This is a genomic window from Pseudomonas sp. SWRI81 (assembly GCF_014268545.1).
Lineage (GTDB): Bacteria > Pseudomonadota > Gammaproteobacteria > Pseudomonadales > Pseudomonadaceae > Aquipseudomonas > Aquipseudomonas hamedanensis.
On record NZ_JABWQS010000001.1, the window covers coordinates 233,399 to 253,275 of the forward strand.

A 19,877-nucleotide genomic window follows, 5' to 3' on the forward strand; every position below is an offset into this window, starting at 1 on the left:
CCGGCGATCCGTGCCCGTTTTTCGGCCCGGTCAACAGGAGCAGGTCATGTCTGAAGTCCGTCATTCGCGAGTGATTATTCTCGGTTCCGGCCCTGCCGGTTACAGCGCTGCGGTCTACGCGGCCCGTGCCAACCTCAAGCCATTGCTGATCACCGGCATGCAGGCCGGCGGTCAACTGACCACCACGACCGAAGTCGATAACTGGCCGGGCGACGTGCACGGTCTGACCGGTCCGGTGCTGATGGAGCGGATGCGCGAGCACGCCGAGCGTTTCGAAACCGAGATCGTTTTCGATCACATCAACGCTGTGGATTTCGCTGCCAAGCCGTACACCCTGACCGGTGACAGCGCCGTCTACACCTGCGACGCGCTGATCATCGCTACCGGTGCCAGCGCCCGTTACCTGGGCCTGCCTTCGGAAGAAGCGTTCATGGGCAAGGGCGTGTCGGCCTGCGCGACCTGCGACGGTTTCTTCTACCGCAACAAGCCGGTAGCGGTGGTGGGCGGCGGCAACACCGCGGTTGAGGAAGCACTGTATCTGGCCAACATCGCCAGCACCGTAACGCTGGTTCACCGTCGCGAAACCTTCCGTGCCGAGAAGATCCTCATCGACAAGCTCAACGCCCGTGTGGCCGAAGGCAAGATCATCCTCAAGTTGAACGCCAACCTGGACGAAGTCCTCGGCGACAACATGGGCGTGACCGGTGCGCGTCTGCGCAACAACGATGGCAGCTTCGACGAAATCAAGGTCGACGGTGTGTTTATCGCCATCGGTCACACCCCGAACACCTCGCTGTTCGAGGGCCAGTTGACGCTCAAAGACGGTTATCTGGTGGTGCAGGGCGGCCGTGAAGGCAACGCCACTGCCACCAGTGTCGAAGGTGTCTTCGCGGCCGGTGACGTGGCTGACCACGTTTACCGTCAGGCCATCACCTCGGCGGGCGCCGGCTGCATGGCGGCACTCGATACCGAGCGTTACCTGGACGGTTTGCAGAACGCTACGTTCTAAATCGCAGGCACAAAAAAACCGGCCAGAGAATGGCCGGTTTTTTTGTGACCGTTATCCGGGCCTCCACAACTCAAAATATGGGAGCGAGCTTGCTCGCGAAAGCGGTATTTCTGTCGACATTAATGTTGAATATCAGACCGCATTCGCGAGCAAGCTCGCTCCCACAGGGGGATTGTGGTTGGCTCTGGGGTTAGCGGCGGGTCAGCGGCTGGCCTTCAAGTTTCACACCGGCCAGGCCGTGTTTGATCAGCGCGCGAATATTGCCGTGATCATTGCCCTCAGGCGTTGCGACGACCGAACGGTAGTGCTCGCCGAATGCCAGCAGCGCTTCTTCATCGCTCAAGCCTTCCAGCAGCGCCAGGCCGAGCGTCTTGCATGAGCCTTCGTTCTGCCCGGCGGCATTTTCCACGCCACCGTTGTTGAAGGCCTGCGGCTGATAGTCGTAACCGGCGGCGATGAACGCGAGGGTGTCGGCAAAGGCGTGTTCACCGCTCTTCAGGCTGGCCCGCAGGGTGTTCAGATCAGTCATGGGTTTTTCCCTTGGCGAACGCCGCTTGTTGTTCGGCGCTGGCTTCTTGCTGATATTGCGCTTTCCACTCGGCGTATGGCATGCCGTAAACCACTTCGCGGGCGTCATCAAGGCTGACCTCGATCTGACGCTCATCGGCTTCGGCCTTGTACCACTTGGACAGGCAGTTGCGGCAGAAGCCGGCGAGGTTCATCAGGTCGATGTTCTGCACATCCTTGCGGCTGTCAAGGTGGGCGACCAGCCGGCGGAAGGCGGCGGCTTCGAGTTCGAGGCGTTGTTGATCAGTCATGGGAGTCTCTGCGAGACAGCTTTGAGCGGCAAGCTTCAAGCTGCAGGATTGGATCGGGGTAGGCCGTTAGCTTACCGCTTGAAGCTTGAAGCTTGAAGCCTAGCGGCTCGCCGCGAGCGTTATCGAGACCGACTCGGCGAAACGCAGCGCGTGCGGTTTGTCGACTTCGACTTCGGCGTACAGCACCGAGTCGTTGGTCATCACCAGATCGAGCAGTTCCTGGGTCAGACGCTCGAGCAGCGCGAAGCGGTTGCCCTCGACATGGGCGATGATCGCCTTGGTGATGGTGCGGTAATTCAGCGCGTGGTCGATGTCGTTGTCACGCACCGCTTCCTGCGCGGCATACAGAATGGTCAGGTTGATCAGCACATCCTGCTTGTTGAGGATCTCGTCCTCGTTGATCCCGATAAAGGTGCGCAAGCGCAAATCCTTGACCCGGATGCGTGCCATTCCTGGTTGAAGTTGTGGCATTTACTTGCTCCGTCCAATCAATTGCAGAAACTCCTGGCGGGTGGTGCTCGAGTCGCGGAAGGCGCCGAGCATGACCGAGGTGTTCATGGTCGAATTCTGTTTTTCGACACCGCGCATCATCATGCACATGTGTCTGGCTTCAATGACCACCGCGACGCCGGCGGCATCGGTGACCTGCTGCACCGCATCGGCTATTTGCCGGGTGAGGTTTTCCTGAATCTGCAGGCGCCGGGCGAACATGTCTACCAGTCGGGCGATCTTCGATAATCCCAGCACCTTGCCTGTCGGAATATAAGCCACATGGGCCTTGCCGATGAAGGGCAGCAGGTGATGTTCGCACAATGAGTACAACTCGATGTCGGCGACGATGATCATTTCATCACTGTCAGAAGCAAACAGCGCACCATTGACGATGGTTTCGACGCTCTGTTCGTAACCGTGACACAGGTACTGCATGGCCCTGGCCGCGCGCGCCGGTGTATCGAGCAGCCCTTCTCGGTCGGGATCTTCACCGAGGCCGATCAAAATGTCGCGGTAATGTTCGGGCAGGGAGCGGTTCATGGACAGCCTCACAGCAGGACGTTATTTGACGTGCCGCCCGCCGTTGACGGTCAGGGTCGTGCCGGTGATGTAGGGATTATCGAGCAGATAACGCAAGCTCTGATAGATCACTTCGCTGCCGGGTTCGATCCCCAGCGCCGATTTGGCCAGGGCCTTGGCGCGGTACGCCGCATCATCGTCGGCATTGAACAATAGCAGGGCCGGGGAGATCCCGTTGACCTTGATCGCCGGCGCATAGCGGGCGGCAAAAGACAGCGTCAGGCTGTCCAGCCCGGCTTTGCTGGCGCAGTAGCCGATGTGTTTGCTGCTGCCTTTGCGCGTGACGTCATCACTGATATGGACGATATCGGCGGGCGCCGAGCGCCGTAGCATGTCGGCGCAGTGCAGGTTGATCAAATATGGCGCGAGCATGTGCACATTGAACAGCCGAGCAAAGGCCTGGGCCTCGCTGCCCGGGGTTTCGGCCAGCCATTCCGAGGCGTTGTGCACGATGGCGCGCAGGCTGTCGGTGTGCGATTGCAGTTCGGTGATAAAGGCGAGGATACCGGCTTCACTGGAGAAGTCTGCGAACAGGCCGATGGCGCCCAGGTCGCGCAGCGTTTGCACGCCGGGGCGTTCCGTGCGGTAGGTGAAAATCACGCGGCGGCCGTCTTCGAGCAAGCGCTGGGCACAATGCAACCCGACACGCTGGCCGGCACCGGTGATGAGGATCGGGGCTACGCAATCAGGCATGAACAGCTCGCATCGCAGGGGGAGCAAAAACTATAACAGCGGCGTGAGCGGTATACCTATTGCTGGTGATACCACCTGCCTGTGGAGCGAGCCTGCTCGCGAAAGCGCTGCATCAGTCGATATCCATGTTGGACGACGGTCAGCATTCGCGAGCAGGCTCGCTCCCACCAAGGATCAGCGATTTTGCGTAGACGGTGTCACCGGCAACGGCCGTGTCGGGGGGCTGTTCAACCAGTTCGCCAGCAAGCGCGTCGACAGCGGAATAAAGAGGTAAACCATCAGCGGTGTCAGGCATGCTGTACTGATCAGCACACGGGGCAGCAAGCTCAGTTCGGCGAGTAATGGCCCGAGGATAAAATTGAACAACAGCGACACCGGAAAAAAGGCCAGCCAGATCGCCACGGCCTGTTTCCAGCGCGGTGGCCGCTGGCCTGCGGCACCGAACCAGCCTTCGATACCGCTGACGCGGTGTTCCTGCGGATGGGCGAACAGATCGCTGCCACGGCTCAACCAGGCGGTGCGCGATGCCGAATGTTCCCAGGCATGCAGCGTCTGTTCGTCGACAAAGCGAAAAATAATCTGGAATTCGTTATCGCCCGGTGGTGGCGCAAGTACGCCGGAGCCCAGGTAACCGGGAAAGTCAGTGGCCAGTTGTTCACCTTCGCGCAGCCAGGCGATCAGATCCTGATAGCGGCCATTGGCGACGCGACGGGCTACCATTAGTGTGACGGGGGCAGTAGACATTGTGTATCTCCATGTTTCGGTGCTCCGCTCCGGATAGGAGTTTCGCCTGACGCAGGGCCGGGGTAGAGGCCTGCGCTTTTCGAAAGCAAGGATTATTCCTGTTTTTGCCGATTAAACCAGCGGCTTTCGTCGCATTTAAGCACTTGAATGTCGATAGGACATGGAGGGTAGAATGGGATCCAATCGAGCCGACATGGAAGTTGAGTGCCCTATGCCTGTCATCACGGACGCAAGCCCTGCTTTGCAGGTGTCTGCTGCGGTCGAACGCGCAGATCTGTTCCCCATCCGTGAGGTCGCGCGGCTGACCGGCGTCAACCCGGTAACCTTGCGCGCTTGGGAGCGGCGCTATGGATTGATCCAGCCGACGCGCACCGAAAGTGGTCATCGGCTGTATTCGATGGCCGATATCGAGCGTGTTCGCAGCATCGTCGACTGGATCGATCGCGGTGTTGCCGTGAGCAAAGTCGGCAAGATTCTGGCCCGGACCGAGCCGCTTAAAGTGCTGGCGCACCTCATCTCCGACGACCTGGTACAGGCCGATTATCGGCAATGGCAGGAGCAGATCCAGCAGGCGGTCAGCGCATTCGACGACCAGCAGCTGGATCGGGTCTACGGGCAGATCTTCTCTTCCTACGCACTGTCGGTGGTGTTTCAGGAGATTCTGATGCCTTTGTGGCGGCAATTGCTGCAACGTCAGGATGCGTTCGGACAAACCAGTGAGTGGCTGTTCTTCGATGGCTTCTTGCGGGTGCGGGTGCTGCAACGGATTGTCATGCTGCGCGGCTCTCAGCCACGGCGGATCATCGTCAGCGCGCTGGCCGGGCAATGTCGTGAACTGGAGTTGCTGGTGGCCGCGCTGTTTCTCAGCGGCAACGATTGCGGCGTACGCCTGCTGCCCACCGGCCAGCCGTTCGATGAGCTGACGCTGGTCTGCGAAAAGGTCCGTCCTGAAGCACTGGTCGTGTTTTCAAACCACGCGCCCGGCACCGAATTGCCGCGGCGCCTGAAACGGCTGTCGCTGAGCCTCGATTGTCAGTTGATGCTGGCGGGCGACGCGTCGGATCTGGCGCAGGAGAGCCTGGCCGGATCCTCTATTGCGTGCCTGGGGAACGAAGGGACGACCATGCGGCAGCGCATGCTGCAGTTTCTGGCCGGGACGCTGGATACCTGACGCTCAGGCGTGCAGGGCCGGATGCGTCAGGCGATGTTGTTGCAGGATGTACTGGCGCAGGCGCTCGGTTTCGTCGGTGTCGGTCTGGCTCAATTCGTAGGCGTAGAAACCGTTTTCGGTTTCCCGTTCGAAATTGCCGCGCAATGAAATCCGCTCGTAACCCGAAGGACTGAACCACAGCGCAAAATGCTTGGGTGGTTTGGTCTTGTTGCGCACTTCCAGCAGCACGCCTTTGTGCGAAACCTCGTAGACCCACAACGTGCCGGGTTGCCCCTTGACGTTCTCCAGGGCGACCGGCTCTTCGAGCACCAGCCGCCAAGGCCGCACCATCGGACCATCTTCGTAAATACTCGGCACGCCGAGGCGCAGGTGCAATGCGTGGAATTCGTCTTCGACCAGATGCAAGGGGAAGGTCATCTGCTGGTTTTCGAAGCTGGCCTGGATAGTCACCTGCTCGTGAGCAGCCAGACGCGTGAGCAGGTCGCGGATCTGCGAACCGCCGTTAACCAGCAGACTCGACGTTGCATCCCGCACATTCAGTTGCGGGTTGTGCTGCATGGTCTGGATGAAGTCCAGCTCATCCTGGGTCAGGAGGGCGTCGCGTTGCATGGCGTGCTCGAAAGGTGTAGTTACAAAGTCATTGGTGATTGTAGTTAATGACCGTTAGTTCGCGGTTTTGTTTGCGCCGTTCGTCGCTTTGACCGCTGCCAGTTCGGCTTCCAGAGCTGCGACCTGGGCTTCGAGCTGAGCCACTCGTTGCTGAGCCTTGACCTGAACCGTTACATCCTTTTGCACCCCGACAAAATAAGTCTGCCCGTCGTCAGCGTTTTTTACCGTCGAAAGCGACAGCTCGTTCCAGAACGGCGTGCCATCCTTACGGTAGTTACGCAGGATTTCCCGACATGCGCCTCCCTCGCGCAAGGTGTCGCGGATCAAGCTCAGATTGTCCTGGTCACGGTCTCCAGCCTGTAGAAACCGGCAGTCCTGATAAAGGATCTCTTCGCTGGTGTAGCCGGTCAGACGCTCGAACGCCGGATTGACGTAAATCAGAATGTTGTCCTGTTCGCCTTCCTTTTCCGCCACCACGATCCCGTCGTTCGATGCGTTTATTACCATTTGCAGCAAGTTGGCATTAATCATCCGTGAAGCCCTTTGCGAGTTATTGTCGGCTGCATTCTAGAAGAACCTTCGGTGCTGTCTACTGGCTATCGTCGCTTGTTGAGATTCGATCGCAGCGCAGCGCGTCGGACTGTTACTATCGGCGCTCTTTTTTTCAGTTTCAGGATCAGATTGATGAAAGTCGCCATCCTCTCCGGTTCGGTCTACGGCACCGCCGAAGAAGTCGCTCGCCACGCCCAGAACCTGCTGAAAGCCGCTGGCTTTGAAACCTTCTACAAGTCGCGCGCCACGCTGGCCGATATTGACGCGTTCGGCCCTGAAGCTTTCCTCGCCGTGACCTCGACCACAGGCATGGGCGAACTGCCAGACAACCTGCAACCCTTGTATTCGGCTATCCGCGATCAATTGCCCGCTGCGTGGCGCGGCTTGCCGGGGGCGGTGATTGCCCTCGGTGATGCCAGTTATGGCGACACCTTCTGTGGCGGTGGCGAGCAGATACGTGAACTGTTCGCTGAACTGGGGGTGCGCGAAGTGCAGGAAATGTTGCGCATCGACGCCAGTGAAAGTGTTACCCCGGAAACCGATGCCGAGCCTTGGCTGGCAATACTGATCGAAACGTTCAAGGGCTGATCGCGGTATTTACCAGGCGTCAAAAGCGCCTGCTCACTCGGTTTCTGCAGATTCGCTGGCGTCGATGCTTTGACAGGACGCCAGCGGTTTGCACCGCTGACTCGTTCAGTCATCAAGCTGGCTGCGAATGCAACTACGCGATGGCCTGCGTCTGACTAGACTGCTGACACCAGCAGAACAAGAAGAACGCAGAGGTGCATACAGTGAGCGTAGCCCCCGTCCCGTCGTCCCTTGATGTCAAAGACCAGGTCAGTGCTGCTGAGTGGCAGACCCGTGTTGATCTCGCCGCCTGTTATCGGCTGGTCGCCCTGCATGGCTGGGACGACCTGATCTTCACGCACATATCCGCCAAGGTGCCGGGCACCGAAGATTTCCTGATCAATCCGTTCGGTCTGATGTTCCATGAGATCACCGCCTCAAGCCTGGTGAAAGTCGACCAGGCCGGCAATAAACTCATGGCCAGCCCCTACGAAATCAACCCCGCCGGCTACACCATCCACAGTGCGGTACATGAGGTTCGGCACGACGTCGTCTGTGTCTTGCATACCCATACCGCGTCCGGTGTCGCGGTGTCGGCGCAACAGCAGGGCGTATTGCCGATCAGCCAGCAATCATTGTTCGTGCTGTCGAGCCTGGCCTACCACGCCTACGAAGGAGTGGCGCTGAACCATGAAGAGAAGGCGCGGCTGCAAGCTGATCTTGGCGATAACAATTTTCTGATGCTGCACAACCACGGTCTGCTGACCTGTGGTGGCACCATCGCCGACACTTTCCTGATGATGTTCACCTTTCAGCGCGCCTGCGACATCCAGGTCATGGCGCAGTCAGGCGGTGCGCAGCTGATCGCCATCGAACCGCAGATTCTTGCGGGCGCCAAGGCGATGATTGCCGGCGTGACCAAAAGCGCTCAAGGCATGGGCGGCGCGCTGGCCTGGCCGGCGCTGCTGCGCAAACTGGATAAACAAGACCCCGGATATAAACTCTGATGCCTCTTGCCGAGATTCCTCTGTGTGTCTGGCGTAAACGCAGCCGGACGTTTGTCTTTCAGGGCCAGACGATCCGTTACTGGGTGGCCGGGCAGGGCGAGCCGCTGCTGCTGATCCATGGCTTTCCCACTGCCAGTTGGGATTGGCATTACCTGTGGCAACCGCTGGCCCAGCGCTATCGGGTGATCGCCTGCGACATGCTCGGTTTCGGTGATTCGGCCAAACCGCTCAATCACCGCTACAGCCTGCTGGAACAGGCCGATCTGCAGCAGGCATTACTCAGCCATTTGCAGGTCGAGCAACCGGTGCATGTCCTTGCCCATGACTACGGTGACAGCGTCGCGCAGGAACTGCTCGCGCGGCACTACGAGGCGCGAATCGTCGTCGCCAGTTGCGTGTTTCTCAACGGCGGTCTGTTTCCGGAAACCCATCGCCCATTGTTGATGCAAAAACTGCTGCTAAGCCCGCTGGGCTGGCTACTGGGCCGCGCGTTCAGTCGCGAGGCCCTGGTCAAAGGTTTTCAGCGAATATTCGGCCCGCAGACCCAGCCGAGCGAAAGCGAACTGGACGATTTCTGGAGTCTGGTCGACAGCAACCGCGGGCAACGCATCATGCACAAACTGATTACCTACATCCCCGAACGCCGGGTGCAGCGCGAGCGCTGGGTGGCCGCCATGCAGCGCGGGGATGTTCCCCTGCGCGTGATCGATGGTGCGGTCGACCCGATCTCCGGCGTGCACATGGTGGAGCGTTATCGCGAGCTGATCCCTGACGCGGACACGGTAGTGTTACCGGGCATTGGCCACTATCCGCAGATCGAAGCGCCGGTGCAGGTACTCGAGCACTATCTGGCGTTTCGCACCCATCTTGTATTGCCACCGCGCAAAGTCGCCTGTTCGTGATGACGCCGGGAGGACTTTCCTCCCAGCCCTCGGACCCTGGATCATCCCCCTGCCTTATCGCGCACCATTCAGCCTCAGTCGTATTCGTTGTGACCCACAGCGCGGTGCCTGACACTCGGGATCATTATCCCTTGGCCAGCTGGAGTTGCCGCGATGAACGAGCCTGTGCGTTTCGAAGATAAAGTCGTGATTGTCACCGGAGCCGGTGGCGGACTCGGACGTGCTCACGCGTTGTTGTTCGCAAAACAGGGCGCCCGGGTGCTGGTCAATGACCTCGGTGGCTCGACTCAGGGCGAAGGCGCCAACGCGTCTGCTGCCGACCGCGTTGTCGCAGAAATTCGCGCCGCGGGAGGCACTGCCGAAGCCAACCACGACTCGGTCACCGACGGCGACAAACTGGTGCAGAACGCTCTCGATGCGTTCGGCCGCGTCGACGTGGTGGTCAACAACGCCGGGATCCTGCGCGACAAATCGTTTCACAAGATGGAGGACACGGATTGGGATCTGGTCTATCGCGTGCACGTCGAAGGTGCCTACAAAGTCACCCGTGCTGCCTGGCCGCATTTGCGCGAGCAAAACTACGGTCGGGTGATTTTCACTGCATCAACTTCGGGCATCTACGGCAACTTCGGTCAGTCCAACTACGGCATGGCGAAGCTCGGGCTGTACGGTTTGACGCGCACATTGGCAATTGAAGGTCGCAAGAACAACATCCTCGTCAACGCCATTGCCCCAACGGGCGGCACGCGCATGACCGAAGGCCTGATCCCGCCGCAAGTGTTCGAGCAACTGAAGCCGGAGCTGGTCAGTCCACTAGTAGTTTACCTGGCGAGTGAGCAATGTCAGGAGACGTCCGGGTTGTTCGAAGTCGGCGGGGGGTGGATGGGCAAAGTGCGCTGGGAGCGCAGCCTCGGCGCCGGGTTTGACCCGCGCGAGGGGTTTTCACCGGAAGATGTGGCAGCGCACTGGCAGCAGATTTGTGACTTCGAAGGGGCGGCGCATCCGCAGGACAATATCGAGGCGTTGAAGGAAATGATGGCGAATTTGCAGAAGTATTCGCTCTAGGTACTTAAACCACCCGACTAATGGAAAGTGATAGTCGGGTGGATTTTTCTGTTTTAGTCGTAGCGTTTATCCGTCATGAACGCCGGCGGTGTCCAATTAGGACCTTTGATGGTTTTCCCGTTTTCATCGTAGGACAAGACGCCTTTTCTGAACAACGATTGGTATGTGTCTATAAATACACGATGGGTAATAGTGTCATGGCAATATTGTGCATACATTTGATCGATGCGCATGGTGTGAAAACACAGTGCAAAGAGTGAAATGACGTCCGCAATCGGTTCGTTCTTTACGATTTGCTCGATCCGGTTCATTGGTTTGTTTCTCTAAGCAGATGTTGATATCTTCGGTCCTGTTGGCTCCTGCCCGAGCCGCGTCCGACATCGCAACACAACTTCATCGCTGCCCGACCGGGGTGGAGGCCACCAAGCTTGGACGTGGTGGCCGATATCGCTGTCTAGGAGTACGTTTTGTCAGTCATGAATTTTGGTGCTCGCCAGTTAGGTCCTTTGACGGCAATCGGCCCGTTGCCATTAGCTAACACGCCTTGTTCGAAAAGACGCGCATAGGTTTTTAGCAGCTCACCGCTCGCAATAACTTCGTATCTATAACGCCCAAACATTCTGTCCAAAGACGGGATGGCGGAGCCGAGTGCGAACACGGTCAGTACATCTTCGACAGATTCATTTTTTACTATTTTTTCGATGATGCTCATTACTGACCTCCTTTCAATAGACTTATGTAAAACAGCTCATCTTGCTTGTTTGCAGCGACAATTGCTTCTTTAGTGTAGAGCAACGATTCATCGTCCCTAAGCTTGAAGTCTTCTAGTGTCGCTGTATGCGCGTTGTTCCAAAGTGGCGACTCTTTGTCGGGTTTAAAACTGTCAACGAGTCCCATTTCGCGAAACCTTTCGAACTCGCGAATCTCATGAGTGTAATAGCGTAAATCCGTATCGGTGAGTTCCCGGTCTCCGCTCAAAATTCTTTCCAGACGTTGAATCATGATTTCGTTGGCATCTGATTGGTCAAGCCTGGCGATATGTAATTTCACAGCGTCGATGCCGGATCGAGTGATCGTCGCCGTACGCCAATCCAAATCAAGGATCGGCCCTCCAACTTGCTCGGGATTGAAGCCGCGACCGCTGTATTTGCCTTTAACCGTTGCCCCTTCATAAGGGTCGCTGAACACCACATATAACGGCGCAATCCCCGAGTCATCGGGAAACACGATGATGAATCTTTCCCAGCCTTCAACCAGAATCGGATTCAGATCCAGCCGACCTTCAAGTGGAACAATCGGAGCACCGGAATAGGCAGGAGAGTCGGTGTCGACCATGGGTGACTGGGTCGAGCTGTCCCCCGGTGAGGTGGCCGGTGTCCAGGTCAGGAAGTCCGTCGGCGAATGCGGCAGCGCGAGTTCATATACGTCGTTGAGCAAGTCGTAAGCCGCGTTCAGAACCAGCACACTTGAGCGAATATGAAAATTGTCGCTCGAGGCCACGAACACTTCCGCGCCAGTACCGCTTGGCCTTACGCCCAGGCCCACGGCCATCTCCAGTGCGCCTTGGCGATCGGCTATTTCGCGCAGTGTTTGCGCAGACTCCGATGACAGTTCGGAAAATGGCACGCTCACGGCAAACCGCTCGCCGTTGCCCAGGCGTGATGGCATCAGCACCGCCGCGAAGCCAATCAGCACCGGACTGCCGAACAGTGCGGCTCCCGTCGCGGTGACAGTCATTAACGCCGTGCGCATTGCGGTGAGAATGGCGGAGGACGTTGCCGGACTGAGGCGAATGGCAGTTGAGGCGAAGGAGACCGCCGGAGCGGTGGAAGCCATTGGTCCTGACGCCGGGTACACCTGTTGCATTTCGGCGGGATGAAGGCTTTGCTGTTGAGTCGCGTCGATGCGCTGTTCCATTTCAGCCTGAAGACGACTCTGTTCTGCGGCTGCAGCCTGGGCCTCGGCTTCTGCCTGCGCTGCTTTCAAGGCAGCTGTTCGTACTTTTTCCTGAGCTTCAGCTTCGGCATTGATTCGTGCCGTTTCGGCAGCAGAACGCGCCTGCTCGGCAGCCAGGCGCCGTTGCTCCGCCAGTGCAGCCAGCCGTACCTGCTCACGTGCACGGATTTCTGTCTGTTCCTGCTCAAGGCGTGCAGCTTCGACGAGGTCTCTCTGGCGTTTCTGTTCAGCGGCTATGCGCGCTTGCTCGGCTGCCACGCGCTGTTGCTCCGCGAGTGCAGCCAGCCGAGCCTGCTCCCGCGCGCGGATTTCTGCTTGTTCCCGCTGACGACGTGCAGCTTCGGCGATGTCTCTCTGGCGTTGCTGCTCGGCGGCGATTCGCGCTTGCTCGGCAGCCTGGCGCGCGGCTTCTGCCGCAGCGGCCTGGGCATGGTCGTTGGCCTGCACGGCAGCCAGCCAGTTGTGCACGTTGACTTGCTGCTCGTGCAAAAGCGCCAGTTGCCGGGTCAGCAGTTTTGCTTGCAGGGCTGCGCGGTAGGATTGTTTCCACAGGGTCATGCCCGGCCCGTCGGGTCTTAGGGTTTTATCAACAACCAGTGCGCGGGAAAGGAATTGATCGGCGCTTTTATTGGTAGGGTCGCTTCCATAAAAACTGTGGGACAGGTGGGTCTGATGTTGCAGTTCCGCGCTTTTACGCTGGATAAGTTTGTTGCGCACGCCAAGCTCACGGATTATCGCGGCCGCCGGTGGCAGCGGATGAGTCGACTCTTCCTGGCGTGTTGCGGCTAATTGCGCTTCAAGGGTCTGGGGGATCTGGGCAGTACTGGTCTGGAATTCTCTTTCCAGAATACCGATGTGACTTTGCAGGATCGGTTGATAACGCGCGGAGTTGCGAGTCGTACTAAAAGTGCCGTTGTAACGATGGCTGCCTATTGAAGGCCTTGCGGGAATAATGTGGTCCGGTGCGATAGCTGTCGTGTGAACAGGTTCAGTTAATTCCCATGGCGGAGGCTTTTGCATATTCATATCCTTTTGAATGTGCGTGACAGGTGCGCAGAACGCGATGATCCATTGCTGGTTTATAAGCGCCATCAGCGGATAGTTGATGCGTTTCAAGTTACAACAGATCCGCAGGTAACGAATCCGAGAAAGTTGTCAGTAAGAGGGAGTTGGTTTGAAGGTGCTTTCGCTGTTTTTTAACAGCGAGCTAATTGTTCTTCGGCAAGAAGAGAAATATCTGATAGTGGTCTCGGAAACGTTGTAGGACCAGAGTTTCGATATTTTCAACAGGCATAAAAAAGGCCGCTGCAAACGCAGCGGCCAAAGTAAGACGTTGGATCAAGGAGCTACAAATCAACGTCAGTGAACAGCGGGCGACGAACCGAGCGTTCGATTCATCTGGAATCTGTCGGCGCTGGCGCGAATGACTCGAGCGCCAGCGCTTCGTGCTTTGCGGCTTACCCGTGAAAGCGCGTTCAGAATACGGTCTCAGTCCTGTAGGAAAAATACCGATTCCGGACATGCACTGTTACGGGGCATGCAACAGTCCGCCGGCCCCGGACCGCACCATGGATCTGACTGATGATTGTTCATCCAGCCGATCCATGGACGGCGCAATGGCGCGCCTCGGCAGGGCATTCATCCTTTCGAGCGACAACGCGAATACCTCCTTGGTGCGCTTATCGACCTGACCGCCCGGCAGTAGGGTGGGGCCTTCTGTCACTCACCGGGGAAGACGCATGACAAAAACAACAATGCGCGCCATCTTCACACCGCAGGCGCTGGCAGCCGCGGTGACGCTGGGCTGCTGCTCCCAGGCGCACGCGGTTGCATTCAATATCGGCGAAATCGAGGGGACGTTCGACTCGTCGCTGTCGATCGGGGCCAGTTGGGGCATGCGCGATGCCGACAAGTCGCTGGTCGGCACGGTCAACGGTGGCACCGGGCAATCTTCGACCGGTGATGACGGACGCTTGAACTTCAAGAAGGGCGAAACCTTCTCGAAGATCTTCAAGGGCATTCACGACCTTGAATTGAAATACGGCGATACCGGCGTATTCATACGTGGCAAGTACTGGTACGACTTCGAACTCAAGGACGAAGATCGCGAGTTCAAACAGATCAGCGACAGCGGCCGCAAGGAGGGCGCCAAGTCCTCTGGCGCGCAGATTCTCGATGCCTTCGTTTACCATAACTACACCATCGCCGATTTGCCGGGCACGGTGCGTGCCGGCAAGCAGGTGGTGAGTTGGGGCGAAAGTACCTTCATCGGCAACTCCATCAACAGCATCAACCCGATCGACGTTTCCGCATTCCGTCGCCCGGGTGCCGAGATCAAGGAAGGTCTGATCCCGGTAAACATGCTGTTTGGTTCACAGAGCCTCACCGACAAACTGTCCATCGAAGGCTTCTACCAACTGGAGTGGGACCAGACTGTCCTCGACAACTGCGGCACCTTCTTCGGCGTTGACGTGGCGGCGGACGGTTGCAACAACGGCTATACCGTCGGCAATCCGGCCATTGCCCCGCTGGTGCCGTTGACCACCGCGTTCGGCCAAGGCATTCAGGTCACCCGTGAGGGCGTGGTGATTCCCCGTGGCGGCGATCGTGATGCGCGTGATTCCGGGCAGTGGGGCACGGCGCTGCGCTGGCTTGGCGAAGACACCGAGTACGGTCTCTATTTCATGAATTACCACAGCCGCACACCAAACGTGGGCACCACCACCGCGGGCCTTTCGACCCTGGCGGCGCTGCCGGGCATGGTCGGCATCGCCAACGGCCTGGCGCCGGGCAGCGGCGCCGGTCTGGCGCAGAGCGTGATGCTCGGGCGCGGCAGCTACTACCTCGACTACCCGGAAGACATTCGCCTGTATGGCGCCAGTTTCTCCACCACGCTGCCGACCGGCACCGCGTGGACCGGCGAGATCAGCTACCGCCCCAACGCACCGGTGCAGGTCAACACCAACGACCTGACCCTGGCGCTGCTCAATCCGATTGCCGGCGGCACGGCGTCGCCACTGGCCACCGCGCCAGGTGCTGACAACAAGGGCTATCGCCGCAAAGAAGTGACGCAAGTGCAGAGTACCCTGACGCACTTCTTCGATCAGGTCCTGGGCGCCGAGCGCCTGACCGTGGTCGGCGAAGCGGCGGTGGTGCATGTCGGTGGCCTGGAGTCGCGCAGCAATCTGCGTTACGGCCGCGACTCGGTGTACGGCCAGTACGGGTTCGGCGGCGACACTGACGGTTTCGTGACCTCGACGTCGTGGGGCTACCGCGCCCGCGCCATCCTCGATTACGCCAACGTGATTGGCGGGATCAACCTCAAACCCAACCTGTCCTGGTCGCACGATGTCGCCGGCTATGGCCCCAACGGCCTGTTCAACGAAGGCGCGAAAGCGATCAGCGCCGGGATCGATGCCGACTACCGCAACACCTACACCGCGAGCCTCAGTTACACCGATTTCTTCGGCGGCGATTACAACGTCCTTGAAGACCGTGACTTCGTGGCCCTGAGCTTCGGCGTGAACTTCTGATCTGCCCGAGAAGGATGACTGCAATGCGCAAAATGATTCTGCAATGCGGGGTGTTGGCCCTGAGTCTGCTGGCGGCCAATGTGATGGCGGCAGTGTCGCCGGACGAAGCGAACAAACTCGGCACCAGCCTGACCCCGTTGGGTGCCGAGAAGGCCGGCAACGCTGACGGCTCGATTCCCGCGTGGACCGGCGGTATCCCGAAAAACGCCGGCGCGGTGGACAGCAAAGGCTTTCTCGCCGACCCGTTCGCCAATGAAAAACCACTGTTCACCATCACCGCAGCGAACGTCGATCAGTACAAAAGCAAGCTCTCCGATGGCCAGGTGGCGATGTTCAAGCGCTACCCCGAAACCTACAAGATCCCGGTCTACCCGAGCCACCGTACTGTCGCCGTGCCGCCGGAAATCAATGAATCGGCCAAGCGCAGTGCACTGAATGTGACCACCATCAATGACGGCAACGGCCTGGCCAATTTCACCGGCAACCGCTACTACGCCTTCCCGATTCCGAAGAATGGCGTCGAGGTGCTGTGGAACCACATTACCCGTTATCACGGCGGCAACCTGCGCCGGATCATCACCCAGGTCACGCCACAGACCAACGGCAGCTACACACCGATCCGCTTCGAAGAAGAGATCGCCGTGCCGCAACTGATGAAGGAAATCGACCCGGAAAAAGCCGCCAATGTGCTGACGTTCTTCAAACAGTCGGTGACCGCGCCGGCGCGCCTGGCGGGCAACGTGTTGCTGGTGCACGAAACCCTCGATCAGGTGAAGGAGCCACGGCTGGCCTGGATCTACAACGCCGGCCAGCGCCGGGTACGCCGTGCGCCGCAGGTAGCGTATGACGGGCCGGGTACGGCGGCGGACGGTCTGCGCACGTCGGATAACTTCGACATGTTCTCCGGCGCGCCGGATCGCTATGACTGGAAACTGGTCGGCAAGAAGGAAATGTACATCCCGTACAACAGCTACAAGCTCGACTCGCCGAAGCTCAAGTACGACGACATCGTCAAGGCCGGGCATATTAATCAGGACCTGACCCGCTACGAACTGCACCGCGTCTGGGAAGTGATCGGCACGGTGAAACCGAACGAACGCCATATCTACGCCAAGCGCCACATGTACATTGACGAGGACAGCTGGCAGGTCGCACTTGTCGACCACTACGACGGGCGCGGCCAGCTGTGGCGAGTAGCAGAGGGGCATGCTCAGTTCTATTACGATCACCAGACGCCGGCCTACACCCTTGAAGCGCTCTACGACATCATTGCCGGCCGCTACATTGCCCTGGGCATGAAGAACGAAGAGAAGCACAGCTTCGAATTCGGCTTCGAAGCCAAGGCCGCCGATTACACACCTTCGGCGTTACGCGCCGAGGGCGTGAGGTAACTGCTCTGCGACGAAGCTGTACACAAGGCGACCGCACGGTCGCCTTTTTTATGGCCGTCGATCAGCGCGCTGAATACTCGTCAACAAGAGCCGTGGAGAGGGCTAGGGTGATCGCACAACGATAAGAAGGCTGACGCGATGACCGCCATGACTCCGTGCCTGGATCGCCCCGGATTTCTCCCCAGGCTTGCTTCCCATCATCAGCCGCGCGCGCGTCTGTGCCAGCCATTGCTTGAGTCGCAGGCACGGGTCCGGCTGGTTTGCGCGCCCGCCGGCAGCGGCAAAACCGCGCTACTCACCGAGTGCCTGCTTATGGCCCCGGCAGGCTGCGAGACGATCTGGTTACCGTTGGCCGGCGTGGCGCTCAGCCGTACAGAACTCTGCCAGCGACTGACCCGCGCGCTCGGGCTGAGTGAAGACCTTGGCGAGGCGCAACTATTGGCGACGCTGGCGGCGTGGTCCAGACCCGCCTGGCTGTTTATTGACGACTACAGCCGTCTGCCGAATCCGGCGCTGGATGCTCTGCTTGATCTGCTACTGACGGCCAGCAGCGCGGCGCTGACCTTCTGGATCAGCAGCCGGCGTCGACCACAGTGCAACTGGCCGCGCCTGTTGCTGAATGACGAACTATACGAATGCGAGCGCGCCAGCCTGGCCCTGACACACGATGAAGTTACCTCGGTGTTGCACCACTTGCCGCCAGAGCAGGCTGCCCGCGTCGCGGCCGGTATTCTCCAGAGCACCGGCGGCTGGTGCGCCGGTGCGCGCATGGCGCTGCTGCAAAAGTGCGACTGGGCGCAACACCTTCAGCCCCGGCAGCGTGTCGATACATTGCTCGATTATCTGCAACACGAACTGTTCGCCAGCCTGACGCCGGAGCAAGCCGAAGCATGGCGTGTGCTGGCTCATTTGCCGCGCTTCAACGCGCCACTGTGTGAACATTTGTTTGGCGCCGGAGAGGGCGCGCAGCTGCTGCACGATCTGCAAGTGCTCGGATGTTTTATCGAACCCTGGCACGAGGCGGGTGACTGGCTGCAGGTGTTCCCCCCATTGTCGCGAATCATGCAGGCGTCGCATTGGCCGTGCGCGCGCTCCTGGCATCGGCGAACCTGCCAATGGTTGACCGCGGCGCAGGATTGGCGGGCGGCCTTCGAGCAGGCGTTGCTGGCCGAAGAATACGAAACTGCCGTGAGCGTGTCGCAGCACCTGAGCTGTGAAGACCTGTTTGAAGACCAGACGGTTGTCCTTTTGTTGCGATTACATGAGCACCAGAGCCAGGAGCTGACCCTGATGACCCCGCACTTGATCGGGCTGGTCACTGGCGCCTTGCTCTTTGCCGGTCGTTTCGAACAGGCCACACACTGCATGGCTCACCTTTCACGCTTCATGCCCCAACCTGCGGCGCAGCTGGAACAGCAACTGCTGGCGCGCTGGCAGGCGCAACAAGGGTGGCTTTTGCACTTGCAAGGGCGTATGGCAGCGGCGCGCGCCTGCTTTCAGGAGGCATTGGCCGCGCTGGCGCCCGATGCCTGGCAGGCGCGTGTGTTGTGCCTGTCGGGACTGACTCAGCAAGCATTACTGTGCGGTGAACTTGATCAGGCCCATTCCATCAACCGCGAGGCCTTGTGCCTGGCGCGTGCTCAGGGTTCCTTGCTGTTCGAGGCGGTGCTTGAACTTGACCATGCGCAATGGCTTGAACAGCGCGGAGCCCCTGTGCGGGCTGAAAGTCTGCTCATGGATATCGAGCAGTTACTGCGTCAGCGCAGGGTTGTCCCCACGCCGTTGCTCGGCCGCATTGCTTTACGGCGAGGGCGGCTGGCGCTGTGCATGGGGCGCGAAGAGCGGGCTGCGCAGTTGTTCACCCAAGGCCTTGAAGACTGCTTGCGCAGTGCCGACAAGCGCGTGTTGTATGGTTATCTGGGCCAGGCCCAATTGGCAGGTAATCGCGGCGATTACGCCGGTGCGTTCGAACGTTTGCGTGAGGCCGAGAGGGTCATGCAGCAGCGACAGATTCCCGATACGGTCTATCGCGGCGTCGTGCTGCAAATCAGTAGCCAGTTCTGGTTGCAGCAAGGCCGACCGCAGCTGGCGCATGAGGCGTTGGCACGGCTGCTACGGCATTACCGCGGTCCGTCTGCGCTCCAGGCGCCACCCGCGACGTTCGAGCTGATCACCCGTGTCGAATACCTGTTGGCCTGCGCCAGTGCGCAATTGAATCCAGACGAAAACGCTCTCCCGACTCTGGAACGGTTATTGGAGCAGGCCCAGGCCAAGGGCTTGCTGACCATGGAAACGGAATTACTGCTGGCCGCTGTGCAACTGGCAGAGTTGAACGGCGATAGCGCCTTGGCGCAACAGGCATTGCAGCGGGCTCGAATGCTGGTTGAGCGCTGTCATTTGCATCAAGCCATGCGCGAATGGCAGTTACGCCGAGGCAGTGCTGGCACAGAGTCCGTCACGGCTGTTGCGGCGCCGCAGTCCGAGAGCAGTAAGCTGGCGCCGTGCCTGAGTCGCCGTGAGTGCGAAGTACTGATGTTGATTGCCCAAGGCGCATCGAATCAGCAAGTTGCAGAGCAACTTTTCATTTCCTTACATACAGTCAAGACCCACGCCCGGCGAATCAACGGGAAGTTGGGTGTGGAACGCCGGACCCAGGCGGTGGCGAAAGCAAAAGCCATGGGCATACTGGATTGAGATTGTTTGAAGTTGGTCGTTAGTAGTAATGAAAGGCTGTATGTCTTTTTGTTGTGCATGCTTTGTAAAGTATTTGGGCTTCTTGCTAACTAAAA

At 59.1% G+C, this 19,877-nt stretch carries 19 protein-coding genes; 9 read left to right on the plus strand and 10 right to left on the minus strand.

Annotated features, from left to right (window positions below):
- Positions 1-46 precede the first annotated feature (46 nt).
- Positions 47-1,009 (plus strand): thioredoxin-disulfide reductase, encoded by a 963-nt coding sequence (trxB, locus tag HU765_RS01015; RefSeq protein ID WP_186547236.1) that lies wholly within the window; start codon positions 47-49, stop codon positions 1,007-1,009.
- A gap of 190 nt (positions 1,010-1,199) precedes the next feature.
- On the opposite strand, the gene HU765_RS01020 is transcribed toward trxB, so the two are convergent.
- The 6 genes from HU765_RS01020 to HU765_RS01045 all read right to left on the minus strand — a co-directional run bounded on the left by HU765_RS01020 (position 1,200) and on the right by HU765_RS01045 (position 4,335).
- Positions 1,200-1,538 (minus strand): HopJ type III effector protein, encoded by a 339-nt coding sequence (locus HU765_RS01020; protein WP_186618706.1) that lies wholly within the window; start codon positions 1,536-1,538, stop codon positions 1,200-1,202.
- Positions 1,531-1,827: a DUF1244 domain-containing protein gene (locus HU765_RS01025; protein WP_032857713.1), complete on the minus strand. Its 297-nt coding sequence runs from the start codon at positions 1,825-1,827 to the stop codon at positions 1,531-1,533. The genes HU765_RS01020 and HU765_RS01025 overlap by 8 nt, the downstream gene beginning before the upstream one ends.
- A gap of 99 nt (positions 1,828-1,926) precedes the next feature.
- On the minus strand, positions 1,927-2,298 hold the full coding sequence (folX, locus tag HU765_RS01030) for a dihydroneopterin triphosphate 2'-epimerase (RefSeq protein WP_186547233.1): 372 nt from the start codon (positions 2,296-2,298) through the stop codon (positions 1,927-1,929).
- Positions 2,299-2,859 (minus strand): GTP cyclohydrolase I FolE, encoded by a 561-nt coding sequence (gene folE, locus HU765_RS01035; RefSeq protein ID WP_186618707.1) that lies wholly within the window; start codon positions 2,857-2,859, stop codon positions 2,299-2,301.
- A gap of 21 nt (positions 2,860-2,880) precedes the next feature.
- Positions 2,881-3,591, minus strand: coding sequence for a dihydromonapterin reductase (gene folM / locus HU765_RS01040; RefSeq protein WP_186618708.1), 711 nt, complete (start codon positions 3,589-3,591; stop codon positions 2,881-2,883).
- A 174-nt stretch (positions 3,592-3,765) separates the two neighbouring features.
- Positions 3,766-4,335, minus strand: coding sequence for an antibiotic biosynthesis monooxygenase (locus tag HU765_RS01045; RefSeq protein WP_186618709.1), 570 nt, complete (start codon positions 4,333-4,335; stop codon positions 3,766-3,768).
- Between the two features lie 211 nt (positions 4,336-4,546).
- On the opposite strand from HU765_RS01045, the gene HU765_RS01050 reads away from it, so the two are divergent.
- Positions 4,547-5,506, plus strand: a complete 960-nt coding sequence (locus HU765_RS01050) for a MerR family transcriptional regulator (RefSeq protein ID WP_186618710.1) — start codon at positions 4,547-4,549, stop codon at positions 5,504-5,506.
- A 3-nt stretch (positions 5,507-5,509) separates the two neighbouring features.
- Here HU765_RS01050 and HU765_RS01055 read toward each other — a convergent pair whose 3' ends face one another.
- Together HU765_RS01055 and HU765_RS01060 are read right to left on the minus strand one after the other, a co-directional pair.
- The gene (locus HU765_RS01055) at positions 5,510-6,115 is read right to left on the minus strand and encodes a hypothetical protein (protein ID WP_186618711.1); all 606 of its coding nucleotides are present in this window, start codon (positions 6,113-6,115) and stop codon (positions 5,510-5,512) included.
- 54 nt (positions 6,116-6,169) lie between these two features.
- Positions 6,170-6,646, minus strand: a complete 477-nt coding sequence (locus tag HU765_RS01060; protein ID WP_186618712.1) for a PAS domain-containing protein — start codon at positions 6,644-6,646, stop codon at positions 6,170-6,172.
- 153 nt (positions 6,647-6,799) lie between these two features.
- Here HU765_RS01060 and HU765_RS01065 point away from each other — a divergent pair, with 153 nt between their 5' ends.
- The 4 genes from HU765_RS01065 (at position 6,800) to HU765_RS01080 (ending at position 10,208) form a co-directional block, all read left to right on the plus strand.
- Positions 6,800-7,255: a flavodoxin gene (locus HU765_RS01065; protein ID WP_186618713.1), complete on the plus strand. Its 456-nt coding sequence runs from the start codon at positions 6,800-6,802 to the stop codon at positions 7,253-7,255.
- A gap of 203 nt (positions 7,256-7,458) precedes the next feature.
- Entirely contained in the window at positions 7,459-8,241 is a 783-nt protein-coding gene (locus HU765_RS01070) for a class II aldolase/adducin family protein (RefSeq protein ID WP_186618714.1), read from the plus strand.
- The gene (locus HU765_RS01075) at positions 8,241-9,143 is read left to right on the plus strand and encodes an alpha/beta hydrolase (protein WP_186618715.1); all 903 of its coding nucleotides are present in this window, start codon (positions 8,241-8,243) and stop codon (positions 9,141-9,143) included. The genes HU765_RS01070 and HU765_RS01075 overlap by 1 nt, the downstream gene beginning before the upstream one ends.
- 153 nt (positions 9,144-9,296) lie before the next feature.
- Complete coding sequence (locus HU765_RS01080) at positions 9,297-10,208, plus strand: SDR family oxidoreductase (RefSeq protein ID WP_186618716.1); 912 nt, start codon at positions 9,297-9,299, stop codon at positions 10,206-10,208.
- Between the two features lie 454 nt (positions 10,209-10,662).
- On the opposite strand, the gene HU765_RS01085 is transcribed toward HU765_RS01080, so the two are convergent.
- Both HU765_RS01085 and HU765_RS01090 read right to left on the minus strand, forming a co-directional pair.
- On the minus strand, positions 10,663-10,920 hold the full coding sequence (locus tag HU765_RS01085; RefSeq protein WP_186618717.1) for an immunity protein: 258 nt from the start codon (positions 10,918-10,920) through the stop codon (positions 10,663-10,665).
- The gene (locus HU765_RS01090; RefSeq protein WP_238344628.1) at positions 10,920-13,280 is read right to left on the minus strand and encodes an S-type pyocin domain-containing protein; all 2,361 of its coding nucleotides are present in this window, start codon (positions 13,278-13,280) and stop codon (positions 10,920-10,922) included. Before HU765_RS01090 ends, HU765_RS01085 begins: the two co-directional genes overlap by 1 nt.
- 623 nt (positions 13,281-13,903) lie before the next feature.
- On the opposite strand from HU765_RS01090, the gene HU765_RS01095 reads away from it, so the two are divergent.
- The 3 genes from HU765_RS01095 (at position 13,904) to HU765_RS01105 (ending at position 19,782) form a co-directional block, all read left to right on the plus strand.
- Positions 13,904-15,697 carry a DUF1302 domain-containing protein gene (locus HU765_RS01095; protein WP_186618718.1) on the plus strand — a complete coding sequence of 598 codons (1,794 nt, stop codon included), beginning with the start codon at positions 13,904-13,906 and terminating at the stop codon, positions 15,695-15,697.
- Between the two features lie 23 nt (positions 15,698-15,720).
- Positions 15,721-17,088 carry a DUF1329 domain-containing protein gene (locus HU765_RS01100; protein WP_186547218.1) on the plus strand — a complete coding sequence of 456 codons (1,368 nt, stop codon included), beginning with the start codon at positions 15,721-15,723 and terminating at the stop codon, positions 17,086-17,088.
- Between the two features lie 138 nt (positions 17,089-17,226).
- The gene (locus HU765_RS01105; RefSeq protein ID WP_186618719.1) at positions 17,227-19,782 is read left to right on the plus strand and encodes a LuxR C-terminal-related transcriptional regulator; all 2,556 of its coding nucleotides are present in this window, start codon (positions 17,227-17,229) and stop codon (positions 19,780-19,782) included.
- The last annotated feature ends 95 nt before the right edge of the window (positions 19,783-19,877 follow it).

What these genes read in the sequence shown, in the direction of transcription:
- folX (WP_186547233.1), bottom strand. Translation starts at nt 2,298, where the DNA reads ATGCCACAACTTCAACCAGGAATGGCACGCATCCGGGTCAAGGATTTG.
- HU765_RS01045 (WP_186618709.1), bottom strand. Translation starts at nt 4,335, where the DNA reads ATGTCTACTGCCCCCGTCACACTAATGGTAGCCCGTCGCGTCGCCAAT.
- folE (WP_186618707.1), bottom strand. Translation starts at nt 2,859, where the DNA reads ATGAACCGCTCCCTGCCCGAACATTACCGCGACATTTTGATCGGCCTC.
- HU765_RS01105 (WP_186618719.1), top strand. Translation starts at nt 17,227, where the DNA reads ATGACCGCCATGACTCCGTGCCTGGATCGCCCCGGATTTCTCCCCAGG.
- HU765_RS01085 (WP_186618717.1), bottom strand. Translation starts at nt 10,920, where the DNA reads ATGAGCATCATCGAAAAAATAGTAAAAAATGAATCTGTCGAAGATGTA.
- HU765_RS01065 (WP_186618713.1), top strand. Translation starts at nt 6,800, where the DNA reads ATGAAAGTCGCCATCCTCTCCGGTTCGGTCTACGGCACCGCCGAAGAA.
- HU765_RS01100 (WP_186547218.1), top strand. Translation starts at nt 15,721, where the DNA reads ATGCGCAAAATGATTCTGCAATGCGGGGTGTTGGCCCTGAGTCTGCTG.
- HU765_RS01095 (WP_186618718.1), top strand. Translation starts at nt 13,904, where the DNA reads ATGACAAAAACAACAATGCGCGCCATCTTCACACCGCAGGCGCTGGCA.
- HU765_RS01080 (WP_186618716.1), top strand. Translation starts at nt 9,297, where the DNA reads ATGAACGAGCCTGTGCGTTTCGAAGATAAAGTCGTGATTGTCACCGGA.
- trxB (WP_186547236.1), top strand. Translation starts at nt 47, where the DNA reads ATGTCTGAAGTCCGTCATTCGCGAGTGATTATTCTCGGTTCCGGCCCT.
- HU765_RS01060 (WP_186618712.1), bottom strand. Translation starts at nt 6,646, where the DNA reads ATGATTAATGCCAACTTGCTGCAAATGGTAATAAACGCATCGAACGAC.
- HU765_RS01020 (WP_186618706.1), bottom strand. Translation starts at nt 1,538, where the DNA reads ATGACTGATCTGAACACCCTGCGGGCCAGCCTGAAGAGCGGTGAACAC.
- HU765_RS01050 (WP_186618710.1), top strand. Translation starts at nt 4,547, where the DNA reads ATGCCTGTCATCACGGACGCAAGCCCTGCTTTGCAGGTGTCTGCTGCG.
- folM (WP_186618708.1), bottom strand. Translation starts at nt 3,591, where the DNA reads ATGCCTGATTGCGTAGCCCCGATCCTCATCACCGGTGCCGGCCAGCGT.
- HU765_RS01025 (WP_032857713.1), bottom strand. Translation starts at nt 1,827, where the DNA reads ATGACTGATCAACAACGCCTCGAACTCGAAGCCGCCGCCTTCCGCCGG.
- HU765_RS01055 (WP_186618711.1), bottom strand. Translation starts at nt 6,115, where the DNA reads ATGCAACGCGACGCCCTCCTGACCCAGGATGAGCTGGACTTCATCCAG.
- HU765_RS01075 (WP_186618715.1), top strand. Translation starts at nt 8,241, where the DNA reads ATGCCTCTTGCCGAGATTCCTCTGTGTGTCTGGCGTAAACGCAGCCGG.